The sequence below is a fragment of the Streptomyces sp. NBC_01296 genome, assembly GCF_035984415.1.
Taxonomy (GTDB): domain Bacteria; phylum Actinomycetota; class Actinomycetes; order Streptomycetales; family Streptomycetaceae; genus Streptomyces.
In genome coordinates this window covers 2,890,400-2,903,212 of the sequence record NZ_CP130720.1, presented here as the reverse complement: position 1 = coordinate 2,903,212, position 12,813 = coordinate 2,890,400, and the positions used below count along the sequence as shown (strand labels likewise).

At 69.6% G+C, this 12,813-nt stretch carries 12 protein-coding genes; 4 read left to right on the top strand and 8 right to left on the bottom strand.

Annotated features, from left to right (window positions below; translation table 11 throughout):
- The first annotated feature begins 176 nt into the window (after positions 1–176).
- The gene (cimA, locus tag OG299_RS12835; RefSeq protein WP_266625095.1) at positions 177–1,808 is read left to right on the top strand and encodes a citramalate synthase; all 1,632 of its coding nucleotides are present in this window, start codon (positions 177–179) and stop codon (positions 1,806–1,808) included.
- A gap of 107 nt (positions 1,809–1,915) precedes the next feature.
- Positions 1,916–3,262 carry a hypothetical protein gene (locus OG299_RS12830; RefSeq protein WP_327361557.1) on the top strand — a complete coding sequence of 449 codons (1,347 nt, stop codon included), beginning with the start codon at positions 1,916–1,918 and terminating at the stop codon, positions 3,260–3,262.
- A 38-nt stretch (positions 3,263–3,300) separates the two neighbouring features.
- On the opposite strand, the gene OG299_RS12825 is transcribed toward OG299_RS12830, so the two are convergent.
- Positions 3,301–3,909: a YceI family protein gene (locus OG299_RS12825; protein ID WP_266625093.1), complete on the bottom strand. Its 609-nt coding sequence runs from the start codon at positions 3,907–3,909 to the stop codon at positions 3,301–3,303.
- A gap of 257 nt (positions 3,910–4,166) precedes the next feature.
- Here OG299_RS12825 and OG299_RS12820 point away from each other — a divergent pair, with 257 nt between their 5' ends.
- Entirely contained in the window at positions 4,167–5,750 is a 1,584-nt protein-coding gene (locus OG299_RS12820; RefSeq protein ID WP_266625092.1) for an acyl-CoA carboxylase subunit beta, read from the top strand.
- Positions 5,751–5,772: 22 nt separating this feature from the next.
- Complete coding sequence (locus OG299_RS12815) at positions 5,773–5,976, top strand: acyl-CoA carboxylase subunit epsilon (protein ID WP_266625091.1); 204 nt, start codon at positions 5,773–5,775, stop codon at positions 5,974–5,976.
- A 138-nt stretch (positions 5,977–6,114) separates the two neighbouring features.
- Here OG299_RS12815 and OG299_RS12810 read toward each other — a convergent pair whose 3' ends face one another.
- From OG299_RS12810 to OG299_RS12780, 7 genes are all read right to left on the bottom strand, one after another.
- The gene (locus tag OG299_RS12810) at positions 6,115–6,696 is read right to left on the bottom strand and encodes a GTP-binding protein (protein WP_266625089.1); all 582 of its coding nucleotides are present in this window, start codon (positions 6,694–6,696) and stop codon (positions 6,115–6,117) included.
- Entirely contained in the window at positions 6,677–7,234 is a 558-nt protein-coding gene (locus tag OG299_RS12805) for a DUF742 domain-containing protein (protein ID WP_327361556.1), read from the bottom strand. Before OG299_RS12805 ends, OG299_RS12810 begins: the two co-directional genes overlap by 20 nt.
- 93 nt (positions 7,235–7,327) lie before the next feature.
- Positions 7,328–7,741, bottom strand: a complete 414-nt coding sequence (locus OG299_RS12800; protein ID WP_008739857.1) for a roadblock/LC7 domain-containing protein — start codon at positions 7,739–7,741, stop codon at positions 7,328–7,330.
- Between the two features lie 10 nt (positions 7,742–7,751).
- A complete protein-coding gene (locus OG299_RS12795) occupies positions 7,752–10,955 on the bottom strand; it encodes a sensor histidine kinase (protein WP_327361555.1) in 3,204 nt (1,067 codons plus the stop codon).
- Positions 10,956–11,288: 333 nt separating this feature from the next.
- Positions 11,289–11,870 (bottom strand): GTP-binding protein, encoded by a 582-nt coding sequence (locus OG299_RS12790; protein WP_048475966.1) that lies wholly within the window; start codon positions 11,868–11,870, stop codon positions 11,289–11,291.
- Positions 11,851–12,243: a DUF742 domain-containing protein gene (locus tag OG299_RS12785; protein WP_030859942.1), complete on the bottom strand. Its 393-nt coding sequence runs from the start codon at positions 12,241–12,243 to the stop codon at positions 11,851–11,853. Before OG299_RS12785 ends, OG299_RS12790 begins: the two co-directional genes overlap by 20 nt.
- Before the next feature lie 151 nt (positions 12,244–12,394).
- A complete protein-coding gene (locus tag OG299_RS12780) occupies positions 12,395–12,808 on the bottom strand; it encodes a roadblock/LC7 domain-containing protein (protein WP_008739864.1) in 414 nt (137 codons plus the stop codon).
- Positions 12,809–12,813: the final 5 nt, after the last annotated feature.

The window sequence follows — 12,813 nt, the reverse complement described above, 5'->3', positions numbered from 1 at the left end:
AAGCGGCCATCGTGCCCCAGACCCGCGCGCAGACCTCTCGCACCCGCGAGAGGTTTTTTCGTTTCCCGGCTCCATTCCGGCCGGGAACGCACTGCGCGGGATGATGGGGGCAGTGGCGGCGGCCTTGCCCCGGGGCGGGCATCCGGAACCACTCATCCGACGGGAGTCAGATCAGCATGACGACGACAGAGGCGACAGCGCAGGCGCAGGATCCCGCCGACGACACGGACAGCTTCCACGTCTTCGACACCACCCTGCGCGACGGCGCCCAGCGTGAGGGCATCAACCTCACCGTCGCCGACAAGCTGACGATCGCGCGGCACCTGGACGACTTCGGAGTGGGCTTCATCGAGGGCGGCTGGCCGGGCGCCAACCCCCGCGACACCGAGTTCTTCGCCCGCGCCCGGGCCGAGATCGACTTCAAGCACGCCCAGCTGGTCGCCTTCGGCGCGACCCGGCGGGCGGGCGGCTCGGCCGCCGAGGACCCGCAGGTGCGGGCCCTGCTCGAGTCGGGCGCCCCGGTGATCACCCTGGTGGCCAAGTCCCACGACCGGCACGTCGAGCTCGCCCTGCGCACCACGCTGGACGAGAACCTGGAGATGGTCCGGGACACCGTCTCCCACCTGGTCGCCCAGGGCCGCCGCGTCTTCGTCGACTGCGAGCACTTCTTCGACGGCTACCGGGCCAACGCCGAGTACGCGAAGTCGGTCGTGCGCACCGCCCACGAGGCCGGCGCCGACGTCGTCATCCTCTGCGACACCAACGGCGGCATGCTGCCGGCCCAGGTGACCGCCGTGGTCGCGACCGTGCTCGCCGACACCGGGGCGCGCCTGGGCATCCACGCCCAGGACGACACCGGCTGCGCCGTCGCCAACACCCTGGCCGCCGTCGACGCAGGCGCCACCCACGTGCAGTGCACCGCGAACGGCTACGGCGAGCGGGTCGGCAACGCCAACCTCTTCCCCGTCGTCGCCGCACTGGAGATCAAGTACGGCCGCCAGGTGCTGCCCGTCGGCGCGCTCGCCGAGATGACCCGCATCTCGCACGCCATCGCCGAGGTCGTGAACCTGACCCCGTCCACGCACCAGCCGTACGTCGGCGTCTCGGCCTTCGCGCACAAGGCGGGCCTGCACGCCTCGGCCATCAAGGTCGACCCGGACCTGTACCAGCACATCGACCCCGAGCGGGTCGGCAACACCATGCGGATGCTGGTCTCCGACATGGCCGGGCGCGCCTCCATCGAGCTCAAGGGCAAGGAGCTCGGCGTCGACCTCGGCGGGGACCGCGCGCTGGTCTCCCGGGTCGTCGAGCGGGTCAAGGAGCGGGAGCTCTCGGGCTACACGTACGAGGCCGCCGACGCCTCCTTCGAGCTGCTGCTGCGCGCGGAGGTCGAGGGCCGCGCCCGCAAGTACTTCCGTACGGAGTCGTGGCGGGCCATCGTCGAGGACCGCCCGGACGGCACCCACGCCAACGAGGCCACGGTGAAGCTGTGGGCCAAGGGCGAGCGGATCGTCGCCACGGCGGAGGGCAACGGCCCGGTCAACGCCCTGGACCGGGCGCTGCGGGTCGCCCTCGAGCGCTTCTACCCCCAGCTGGCCAAGTTCGAGCTGATCGACTACAAGGTCCGCATCCTGGAGGGCAAGCACGGTACGGAGTCCACGACCCGCGTCCTGATCGCCACGACGGACGGCAGCCGCGAGTGGTCCACGGTGGGCGTCGCCCCGAACGTGATCGCCGCGTCCTGGCAGGCCCTGGAGGACGCCATCACGTACGGCCTCCTCCACGCCGGCGTGGAACCCGCCGAGTAGCCGAGCCCCACTTGCCTCACTCGCCCCACCCCCTGCCCCCGTGGCGGGGTGGTGGGGTTTATGTCCTGCTCACACAGGAAAGTGGCGGTTCCGGTAGCGTCGGGGACATGAGGACCAGGCTGATATCCGTACGTCCCGGTCGACTGCTGGCCGGTCTGCTGCTGGCCCTGTCCGCGAGCGCCCTCGTGGCCGCCCCGCAGGCATCGGCGGCCACCGGACCCGCTGCCGTGGCGGAGGCCCTCAAGCAGGGCCCGGTCTACGTGGACCCCCGCGCCGAGGCGCAGCTGCCGAAGGCCCAGGCGGACGCGCTGGCGAAGAAGATCAAGGATGCCGGGAAGCCGGTGTTCGTCGCCGTGCTGCCGGCGAACGCGGAGTTCCCCGCCGACAGCGTGCTGCGCACGGTCCGCGCCGAAACCGGCATCACCGGGCTCTACGCGATCCGGCTCGGCGACGGCTTCAACGCGGGCGCCGACCGGGCCGTCATGCCCACCAACGCCGTCCGCAACCTGACCGATGCCGTGAAGGCCGGCGGGCCCGTGGACGCGGGCACGCAGCTGAACAACTTCGTGGACCAGGCCCTGGCCCAGGCCAAGGGCGGCGCCCCGGCCTCCTGGGGCGACTCCGGCAGCGGCGCCGGGGTCCCGGTCGGCGGGCTGATCACGCTCGGCGCGGTGGTCGCGATCGGCGGCGGCGGTGCGTACGCGCTGGTGCGCCGGGGCCGCAAGAAGAAGGAAGAGGCGGAGCGCGAGGCCATCGAGAAGCTGCGCGTGGTCGTCGACGAGGACATCACCGCGTTCGGCGAGGAGCTCGACCGGCTGGACTTCCACCCCGGTGAGCCCGGCGCGGACGACGCCATGCGGGCGGACTACGAGAAGGGCCTCGACTCGTACGAGAAGGCCAAGGACATCATGGCCTCGGTCCAGCACCCCGACGAGGTCAGGGGAGTCACCCAGGCCCTGGAGGACGGCCGGTTCGCGCTGGCGAGCCTCGATGCCCGCCGGCAGGGCAGGCCGCTGCCCGAGCGCCGTTCGCCCTGCTTCTTCGACCCGCGGCACGGGCCGAGTACGGAGGATGCCGGCTGGGCGCCGGCCGGCGGGGCGGCGCGTACCGTCCCCGTGTGCGCGGCGGACGCCGTCCGCCTGCGCGAGGGCAAGGACCCGATGGTCCGCACGGTCGACACCGCGTACGGGCCGCGCCCGTACTACGACGCGGGCCCGGCGTACGGCCCCTGGGCGGGCGGATACTTCGGCGGCGGCATCCTGCCCGGCCTGCTCGTGGGCACGCTGCTCGGCTCGATGATGTCGAGCCCCGCCTACGCCTCCGACATGGGCGGCTACGACGGCGGGGACTACTCCGGCGCCGACTTCAACCCCTCCGACTTCGGGGGAGGGGACTTCGGCGGCGGCGGTGGGTTCGACGGCGGCGGCGGCTTCGACGGTGGGGGCGGCTTCTAGGGCCGCCCCCGGTCCCGGTCCCGGCGCCGTCAGGCGGGTCAGGCCTGCTTGATGGCCGAGATGTCGAAGGTCAGCTTCACCTTGTCGCTGACCATGACGCCGCCGGCCTCCAGCGCGGCGTTCCAGGTCAGGCCCCAGTCGGAGCGCAGGATCTCGGCGGAGCCCTCGAAGCCGACGCGCTCGTTGCCGTAGACGTCGGTGGCCGAGCCGTTGAACTCCAGGTCGATGGAGAGCGGGCGGGTCACGTCCTTGATCGTCAGCTCGCCGGTGATGCGGTACTTGTCGCCGCCGAGCTGGGCCGCCTTGGTGGAGCGGAAGGTCATCAGCGGGAAGGCCTCGGTGTCGAAGAAGTCCCCGCTGCGCAGGTGGCCGTCGCGGTCGGCGATGCCGGTGTCCACGGAGGCGACCTTCACCTCGAGGGAGGCGGCGGAGCGGGCCGGGTCGCTGCCGTCCAGCTGCAGGGTGCCGGCGTAGTCGGTGAAGCTGCCGCGCACGTTGGTCACCATCGCGTGGCGGACGGTGAAGCCGATGCTGCTGTGGGCGGCGTCGATGACGTAGTCGCCGGTGAGGGCGGCCAGGGCCGGGTCCACCTCGAGGGTGGCGACGGCGGTGGCGGTGTCGGTGCTGCGGCGGGTGAAGAGACCCATGATCTGCTCCTTGGGGCGTGCCCTGCTCGGTGTTGGTTGAACTTTCAACGAGAACGACGCTAGACCTATTCCGTTCAAATTTCAACATCCTGGGGGTGTGTCACGCCGTTTTGTGGACACTCCACAAAGGAGGGCGGCCCTGCCTGGTGCTGTCCGCACATCACGTGGCGGTTCTGTCCGGGCCGGACAGCGGAACACACCCGAGACTGTGTGGAACCAACGGAGGTTTTTCTTCGACCGCTTCGTAAGGTCGATACATGACCGTTGTGGACCAGACTCCGAGCGAGCCGACGGACGCCCGCGGGCGCGTGGCCGAGCTGCACTCCCTGCGCGAGCAGGCGCGGCGTGGACCCAGTGACCGGGCGACCGAGGCGCAGCACGCCAAGGGCAAGCTGACCGCGCGCGAGCGCATCGCGCTGCTGCTCGACGAGGGTTCCTTCAAGGAGGTCGAACAGCTGCGCCGCCACCGGGCGACCGGCTTCGGCCTCGAGAGCAAGAAGCCGTACACCGACGGTGTCATCACCGGCTGGGGCACGGTCGAGGGCCGCACGGTCTTCGTCTACGCGCACGACTTCCGCATCTTCGGCGGCGCCCTGGGCGAGGCCCACGCCACGAAGATCCACAAGATCATGGACATGGCCATCGCGGCCGGTGCCCCGCTGGTCTCCCTGAACGACGGCGCCGGCGCCCGTATCCAAGAGGGCGTCTCCGCGCTCGCCGGCTACGGCGGCATCTTCCAGCGCAACACCAAGGCCTCGGGTGTCATCCCGCAGATCTCGGTCATGCTGGGCCCGTGCGCCGGCGGCGCCGCGTACTCGCCGGCCCTGACGGACTTCGTGTTCATGGTCCGCGAGACCTCGCAGATGTTCATCACCGGCCCCGACGTCGTCCGCGCCGTCACCGGTGAGGAGATCTCCCAGAACGGCCTCGGCGGCGCCGACGTGCACGCCGAGACCTCCGGCGTCGCGCACTTCGCGTACGACGACGAGGAGACCTGCATCTCCGAGGTGCGCTACCTCATCTCGATGCTGCCCTCCAACAACCGGGAGAACCCGCCGGTCCACGAGACCTCCGACCCCGCCGACCGGCGCTCGGACGTCCTGCTGGACCTGGTCCCGGCGGACGGCAACCGCCCGTACGACATGCTCAAGGTGATCGAGGAGCTCGTCGACGAAGGCGACGTCCTCGAGATCCACGAGCGCTGGGCCCGCAACATCATCTGCGCCCTGGCCCGGTTCGACGGCCAGGTCGTCGGCATCGTCGCGAACCAGCCCGGCCACCTCGCGGGCGTCCTCGACATCGAGGCCTCCGAGAAGGCCGCGCGCTTCGTCCAGATGTGCGACGCCTTCAACATCCCGATCATCACGCTGCTGGACGTCCCCGGCTTCCTGCCGGGCGTCGACCAGGAGCACGGCGGCATCATCCGCCACGGCGCGAAGCTCCTGTACGCGTACTGCAACGCCACGGTCCCGCGGATCTCGCTGATCCTGCGCAAGGCCTACGGCGGCGCGTACATCGTCATGGACTCCCAGTCCATCGGCGCGGACATCACGTACGCCTGGCCGACGAACGAGATCGCGGTCATGGGCGCCGAGGGCGCCGCCAACGTCATCTTCCGCAAGCAGATCGCGGAGGCCGAAGACCCCGAGGCGATGCGCGCGCGCATGGTCAAGGAGTACAAGGCCGAGCTGATGCACCCGTACTACGCCGCCGAACGCGGTCTCGTCGACGACGTCATCGACCCGGCAGAGACCCGCGAAACCCTGATCAGCGCCCTGGCGATGCTCCGCAGCAAGCACGCCGATCTGCCGTCCCGCAAGCACGGCAACCCGCCGCAGTAACAGCGAAGGAGACCTGCCACTGATGAGCAAGACCACGGACACCCTGCTGCGCGTCGAGAAGGGCAACGCCGCCCCCGAGGAGCTGGCCGCGATCACCGCGATCCTGCTGGCCCGCGCCGCGGCCACCCCGGAGGCCCGCCCGGTGCACCGCATCGGCTCCCAGGCCCGCTGGCGGCGCCTGGAGCGCACCCCCGGCTTCCGCGCCCCGCACAGCTGGCGGGGTTAGTCCCCACAGAGCCTCACGAAGCCCCGCAGGTACGACTGCTCGTACCTGCGGGGCTTCGTCGTGCGCGGCCGTGGAGCCCGAAGCGGAAGGCCCCCGCACTCCGAGGAGTGCGGGGGCCTTCCGTGTCAGCCGTGGCGCCTAGCGCAGGCGGGCCATGAGGGCGTGCTCGACGAGCGTGATGAGCGCGCTCTTGGCGTCCGCGCGGTGGCGGGCGTCGGTGGTGATGATCGGAGCGTCCGGGCCGATCTGCAGGGCCTCGCGGACTTCCTCCGGGGTGTAAGGCTGGTGTCCCTCGAAGCCGTTGAGGGCCACGACGAACGGCAGCCCGCTGTTCTCGAAGTAGTCGACCGCCGGAAAGCAGTCGGCGAGTCGGCGGGTGTCGACGAGCACGATCGCACCGATGGCGCCGCGGACGAGGTCGTCCCACATGAACCAGAACCGGTCCTGACCGGGTGTACCGAAGAGGTACAGGATCAGGTCCTGGTCCAGGGTGATGCGGCCGAAGTCCATGGCGACCGTGGTGGTCGTCTTGTCCCCGGTGTGGGTCAGATCGTCGATGCCGGCCGACGCGGAGGTCATGACGGCTTCGGTGCGCAGCGGGTTGATCTCGGAGACCGCGCCGACGAACGTGGTCTTGCCCACGCCGAAGCCGCCCGCCACCACGATCTTCGCGGAGGTGGTGGAGCGAGCCGCTCCGCCGTTAGAGCTTGCGAAGTCCACTGAGCACCCTTTCGAGCAGTGTCACATCTGGCTGGCCGCCGGCAGACTCGTCGCCGCCGGGCTGGTGAATGGCGACAAGGCCCGCCTCCGCCAGGTCGGCGACGAGGATTCGGGCGACACCAAGAGGAATGGAGAGAAGTGCCGAGATCTCCGCGACGGATTTGATCTCCTGGCACAGACGGCAGATGCGCTGGTGCTCGGGCAACTGCCCTTGCAGCCGCGCGGGGTCTGCCGTGGTACTGACCAGCGCCTCGATGGCGAGCTGGTAGCGCGGCCGGGTACGGCCGCCGGTCATCGCGTACGGGCGCACCAGCGGGTTGTGGGCCTTGGGGGCCTGCGGCTGCGTACCCCGGTGGGGCTGCTGCGAAGGCCGCTGAGGCGGCTGGACCTGCTGGGGCTGGCCATACGGCTGCTGGTACGGGTTGTGCTCCGGCACGGGCCGGCTGGGAGCGGAGGGAAAGTTGAAGCGGTTCTGGTCGTGCTGCCCACCCTGCGGCTGCTGCGCGCCGCCATAAGGATGACCTCCGGGTGTTGTCACGTTTCCTCCTCCGACTCCAAGAACGCAGTACTCCCTGTGGAACCGCGCCACCGCACCCTATGGTGCGATGACGCGAAACGCACTGCCTGTTTGCTAGTTGAGAAGACTTCCCTGCAGCTCCGAACGCAGTTCCGGAGTGAGGACACTGCCTGCTCGGTCCACAAGGAGGGCCATCTCGTAGCCCACGAGGCCGATGTCGCACTCGGGGTGCGCGAGCACCGCGAGCGAAGATCCGTCCGAGACGGACATGAGGAAGAGGAATCCCCGGTCCATCTCGACCACGGTCTGGTTGACGGCGCCACCCTCGAAGATGCGGGAGGCTCCTGCGGTCAGCGACGTCAGACCGGAGGCCACGGCCGCCAGCTGATCGGCGCGGTCGCGCGGGAATCCGTCGGACATCGCCAGAAGAAGGCCGTCGGCGGAGACCACCACCGTGTGGGACACCCCAGGGGTGTTGTCCACGAAGTTGGTGATCAACCAGTTCAGGTTCTGTGCCGCCTGGCTCATCGGGCTCACACTAACGCTCCTGGTCATAGCTGTTACTTGACTGCTCAGAACCCGCGCTGCGTCCCTGCTGGACACCGCGCCGCAGGTTGCTCAACCTGCCGCGGACGTCCTCGGGTGCGCGGGAGACCTGGGGGCCGCCCTGCGGGGTCGTCTCCGCCGCGCCCTCGACCAGGTTGGCCTTGGGTACGCGCCGAGGGAGACCGGACGGGGTGACCCCGCCCGCCTTCGGCTCACGGAGTTTTGCGGCCTGCTGCCAGCGCTCGTCGTTGTTCGAGCGCCAGTCGTCGCCGGCTTCCTCGTCCCGCTCCGCGGCGGCGGGCTGCTGCTGTCGCGGCGGCCGCTGCTCGAAGAGGGATCCGGTGGACTCCGCTTCCTTCCGCGCCGGCTGCCCCTGCTGCTGGCTGCCGCGGCGCGGCAGGCCCGCTCCGGTCACTTGGTGGCCGGTGTCGGCAGCGGCGCCCGGACGGTCGAAGCCTACGCGCTCCGCGGCGGGTTCGGGAGCGGACTGGGGTTCCGATTCGGTCCCGTATCCCTGCTGGTAGCCGCCGGAGTAGGTGTTCTGCTCGGGCCACTCGGCCTGCTGGGACTGGGATGCGTAGCCGCCGTCGTACGCCTGGGCGCCCTGCTGGCGATCCTGGTAACCGGCTTCCGGATAAGCGTAGTCCTGCTGCGGGTACGCCTCGTAGCCCTGCTGGGCCCCATGGGCCTGCTGGGAGTCGTACGAGGTGTCGTAACCCTGCTCGGGCTGCTGCGCGTAGTCCTGGTACTGCTGGTACCCGTGCTCAGGCTGAGGTTCCGCATACTCCTGCTCGGAGTACTCGGCCTGCTGCTCCTGCCCGTAGACCTGGGCCTCGAGCGCGGCTCTGCGCTCCTGCTGGGCCAGGGAGCGGCCGACCGGGTTGAGCCCGGGGTCGTCGCCGCCCTGGTTGTCGTAGCGGGAGTCGTCGAAGCCGAGCTCGGCGGCCGTACGCATCGGAGCGGCCGTACGCATCGGAATCGCCTGCTGCGCCGGCTGCTGCGGGATCATCCCGGACACCGTGAAGTCGTCGTCCGGGATCCCCTCGCCACCACCACCATGGGTGATCGCGTCGGGCAGCATGACCAGCGACGTGGTGCCGGCGGCCTCGCCCGAGGGGCGCAGCTGGACCCGGATGCTGTGGCGGTCCGCCAGCCGGCCGACCACGAACAGACCCATGCGCTGGGAGATCGCGGCGTCCACGGTCGGCGGGTTGGCCAGCTTGTGGTTGATGTCCGCGAAGTCCTCGGCGGTGAGGCCGATGCCCTTGTCGTGGATCTCGACCATGACGCGGCCGTCGGGCAGGCGCGTGGCGTTGACGCGGACCTTGGTCTGCGGGGAGGAGAACGTGGTGGCGTTCTCCAGGAGCTCGGCGAGCAGGTGCACGAGGTCGGTCACGGCCTGGCCGTGGATCTCGGCCTCGGAGACGCCCGAGAGCTCGATGCGCTCGTACTGCTCCACCTCGGAGGAGGCGGCGCGCAGGACGTCGACGAGGGGGACCGGCTGGTCCCAGCGGCGGCCCGGCTCCTCACCCGCGAGGATGAGGAGGTTCTCGCCGTTGCGGCGCATACGGGTGGCCAGGTGGTCCAGGCGGAAGAGGTTCTCCAGCTGGTCCGGGTCGGCCTCGTTGTTCTCCAGGTCGGTGATGAGGGTCAGCTGGCCCTCGATCAGCGACTGGTTGCGCATGGAGAGGTTCGTGAAGATCGCGTTGACGTTGCCTCGCAGGAGCGCCTGCTCGGCGGCGAGCCGGACCGCTTCCCGGTGGACCTGGTCGAAGGCGCGGGCGACCTCGCCGATCTCGTCCTGGGAGTTGATCGGGATCGGCGCGACACGGGTGTCGACCTTGCCCGGGTCGGTGCGCGAGAGCTGGTCGACGAGCATCGGCAGGCGCTGCTCGGCGACGTCGAAGGCGGCGGAGCGCAGGCGGCGCATCGAGTTGCTCATCGAGCGGGCCATCAGGGCGGCCAGGATGAAGGCGGCGAGCAGGGCCACGACCACGACGGCGCCGGTCCAGATGGCGTCGTTGCGGGCCGCGTCGGAGACCGCGACGGAGTCGTTGACGGCCTTGGCGAGGAGGTCCTTCTCGATCTCGGCGTAGCCCTCGAACTTGGCGGTGGCCGCGGCCTGCCAGGCCTGGGGCGTGGTGCCGTTCGCGGCGAGCTTGGTCTTGTTGTCGCCGCCGGCGATCGCCTCGGTCATGCCGGTGAGCGCGGAGCCGTTCACGATGGGCGGAGCCTTGAAGACGGTGCCGGCCTGCTCGGCCTGCGTCTTGGCGGCCGCGAGCTTGGCAGCACCCTCCTGCGACTTCTTGCCCATGACCTCCTTGAGGCGGTTCACGTCGTCCTCGGTGCCGGCCGCGACGTACTCGCCGATGGCGATGTCCTCGAGGTAGGCGTACGAGGCGAAGGCGACGAGCTGGGCCTTGCGGACCGATTCGTTCTCGTTGGGCCGGACCAGCAGGTGGGTGCCGACCGAGCGCTGGAGCGAGTTGGCGGCCTTGGCCAGCTCCACCGCGTAGACCATGCGGCCGTAGCTGGTGACGTTGCCGGTGCCCAGGCCGAGTTCGTTGGAGAACGTCATGAGGTAGTGCTGGACCAGCACGTACCCCTCTTCGGTCGGGATGGGACCGTTCGCGCTGGGCGGGTTCTTCTTGTCCGTCTCCTGCGCGGTGTACGCCGTCTGCCGGACGGCCGCGAGCTTGGGCTCCTCCTGGCGGAAGAGCTCCAGTCGGCGCTCGAGCCCCTGGTTCGCGTTGGAGGGGAGGTCCTTGGCGGCCTGGGCGAACCTCTCCTTGGCCGCGTCCGTGGCTTCCCGGGCCTTCGCGACGCCCGCGTTGTTGGCGTCGCCCCGAAGGAGCGGTTCGGCCGTCAGGTCGCGCTCGTTGAGGAGGGCCTGGCCGTATTCGGCCGCCGCCTGGACGATGCGGGCCGTCTTCTCGGCGTCCTTGGCCTCGTTCCAGCTGTCGACGGAGCCCTTCACCTGGAACCCGCCCATGACCAGTCCGACGAGGACGGGTACGAGAAGGATGGCGTTCAGCTTGGTCGGCACACGCCAGTTACGGGGTGCGAACCTGCTGGTGCTGCCGCTCTTCGCCGGTGGGTCCACGGGTACGTCGACGGGCGACGCGGCCGCGCGCTGCGGCGGGGTGAAGTTGCCGCGCGCGGGTTCATCCGCGGGGCTCGAGTTGCTTCGCCTCACTCGACCAACAACCTTCCGGCGGTGCTACTAGCTAGTTAGTTGAATTCCAGCACGGTTAACGGCCGTGTTCCAAACAGTTGGAATCAGCCATTCCAAGAGACTTATGTCCCGCATAAATCGGACATAAAGAGCGAGTGCCAGCAAAAATGGAGTCATTTGTGCGCGCAGCGGCACCGGGCGACCGCACCCTGTGTCCAACTGGCGGCAATTCTCTGTCGAAACGTTATGAACCGAGAGGGCGGGCCGTGTCCTATGACACAGCCCGCCCTCTCACGTTGTGAAGAACCCGTGGTACTTGAGTGGTGCCCCTTGAGCCGCGTGACTCGGATCGTGTTACTTGAGTCGGGCCATGAGGGCGTGCTCGACGAGCGTGATGAGCGCGCTCTTGGCGTCCGCCCGGTGGCGGGCGTCGGTGGTGATGATCGGAGCGTCCGGGCCGATCTGCAGGGCCTCGCGGACTTCCTCCGGGGTGTAAGGCTGGTGTCCCTCGAAGCCGTTGAGGGCCACGACGAACGGCAGCCCGCTGTTCTCGAAGTAGTCGACCGCCGGAAAGCAGTCGGCGAGTCGGCGGGTGTCGACGAGCACGATCGCACCGATGGCGCCGCGGACGAGGTCGTCCCACATGAACCAGAACCGGTCCTGACCGGGTGTACCGAAGAGGTACAGGATCAGGTCCTGGTCCAGGGTGATGCGGCCGAAGTCCATGGCGACCGTGGTGGTCGTCTTGTCCCCGGTGTGGGTCAGATCGTCGATGCCGGCCGACGCGGAGGTCATGACGGCTTCCGTGCGCAGCGGATTGATCTCCGAGACGGCCCCGACGAACGTGGTTTTGCCCACGCCGAACCCGCCCGCCACCACGATCTTCGCGGAGGTGGTGGAACGGGCGGTTCCGCCATTAGAGCTTGCGAAGTCCACTGAGCACCCTTTCGAGCAGCGTTACATCCGGCGTGCCGCCGGCCTCTCCATTGCCCGGCTGGTGGATGGCCACCATTCCGGCCTCGGCCAGGTCGGCGACGAGGATCCGGGCGACACCGAGCGGCATCGACAGCAGTGCGGAGACCTCCGCGACCGACTTGACCTCGCGGCACAGCGTGCATATGCGCTGGTGCTCGGGAAGCAGGCCGGACAGGTGCATCGGATCGGCCGTGGTGCTGACCAGCGCCTCTATGGCGAGCTGGTAGCGCGGCCGGGTCCGACCGCCGGTCATCGCGTACGGGCGAACGAGCGGCTGGTCGCCTTCCGAGTACGAATCACCGTACGAATCGGAGTAGGCGGGGGGCGGGGTCATTGATCCTCCGGGCTGGACAGCAGTGGTCAGCGTGCCGTCTGACGGGGCGGCCGGTGGGGGGACGGTATGACGGCCTGGCGGTGGTACTGGGTTCCGGGGCTGCTGCCCCGGTCCCCCGGCCGGAAGTACCGTCCGGCCGGGAGATGTGGCGTCAGATGAGCAGGCTTCCCTGCAGCTCCGCGCGCAGGTCCGGGGTGAGGACACTGCCGGCGCGGTCCACGAGGAGGGCCATCTCGTAGCCGACGAGGCCGATGTCGCATTCGGGGTGTGCGAGTACGGCCAGCGAGGATCCGTCCGAGACGGACATGAGGAAGAGGAATCCGCGGTCCATCTCGACCACGGTCTGGTTGACGGCGCCGCCCTCGAAGATGCGGGAGGCTCCTGCGGTCAGCGACGTCAGACCGGAGGCCACGGCCGCCAGCTGATCGGCGCGGTCCCGGGGAAAGCCCTCGGACATCGCCAGAAGGAGGCCGTCGGCGGAGACCACCACCGTGTGGGACACCCCGGGGGTGTTGTCCACGAAGTTGGTGATCAACCAGTTCAGGTTCTGTGCCGCCTGGCTCATCGAAC

Coding starts and splice junctions, on each gene's coding strand:
- OG299_RS12800 (WP_008739857.1), bottom strand. CDS start 7,741: ATGAGCCAGGCGGCACAGAACCTGAACTGGTTGATCACCAACTTCGTG.
- OG299_RS12830 (WP_327361557.1), top strand. CDS start 1,916: ATGAGGACCAGGCTGATATCCGTACGTCCCGGTCGACTGCTGGCCGGT.
- OG299_RS12815 (WP_266625091.1), top strand. CDS start 5,773: ATGAGCAAGACCACGGACACCCTGCTGCGCGTCGAGAAGGGCAACGCC.
- OG299_RS12785 (WP_030859942.1), bottom strand. CDS start 12,243: ATGACCCCGCCCCCCGCCTACTCCGATTCGTACGGTGATTCGTACTCG.
- OG299_RS12825 (WP_266625093.1), bottom strand. CDS start 3,909: ATGGGTCTCTTCACCCGCCGCAGCACCGACACCGCCACCGCCGTCGCC.
- OG299_RS12780 (WP_008739864.1), bottom strand. CDS start 12,808: ATGAGCCAGGCGGCACAGAACCTGAACTGGTTGATCACCAACTTCGTG.
- OG299_RS12820 (WP_266625092.1), top strand. CDS start 4,167: ATGACCGTTGTGGACCAGACTCCGAGCGAGCCGACGGACGCCCGCGGG.
- cimA (WP_266625095.1), top strand. CDS start 177: ATGACGACGACAGAGGCGACAGCGCAGGCGCAGGATCCCGCCGACGAC.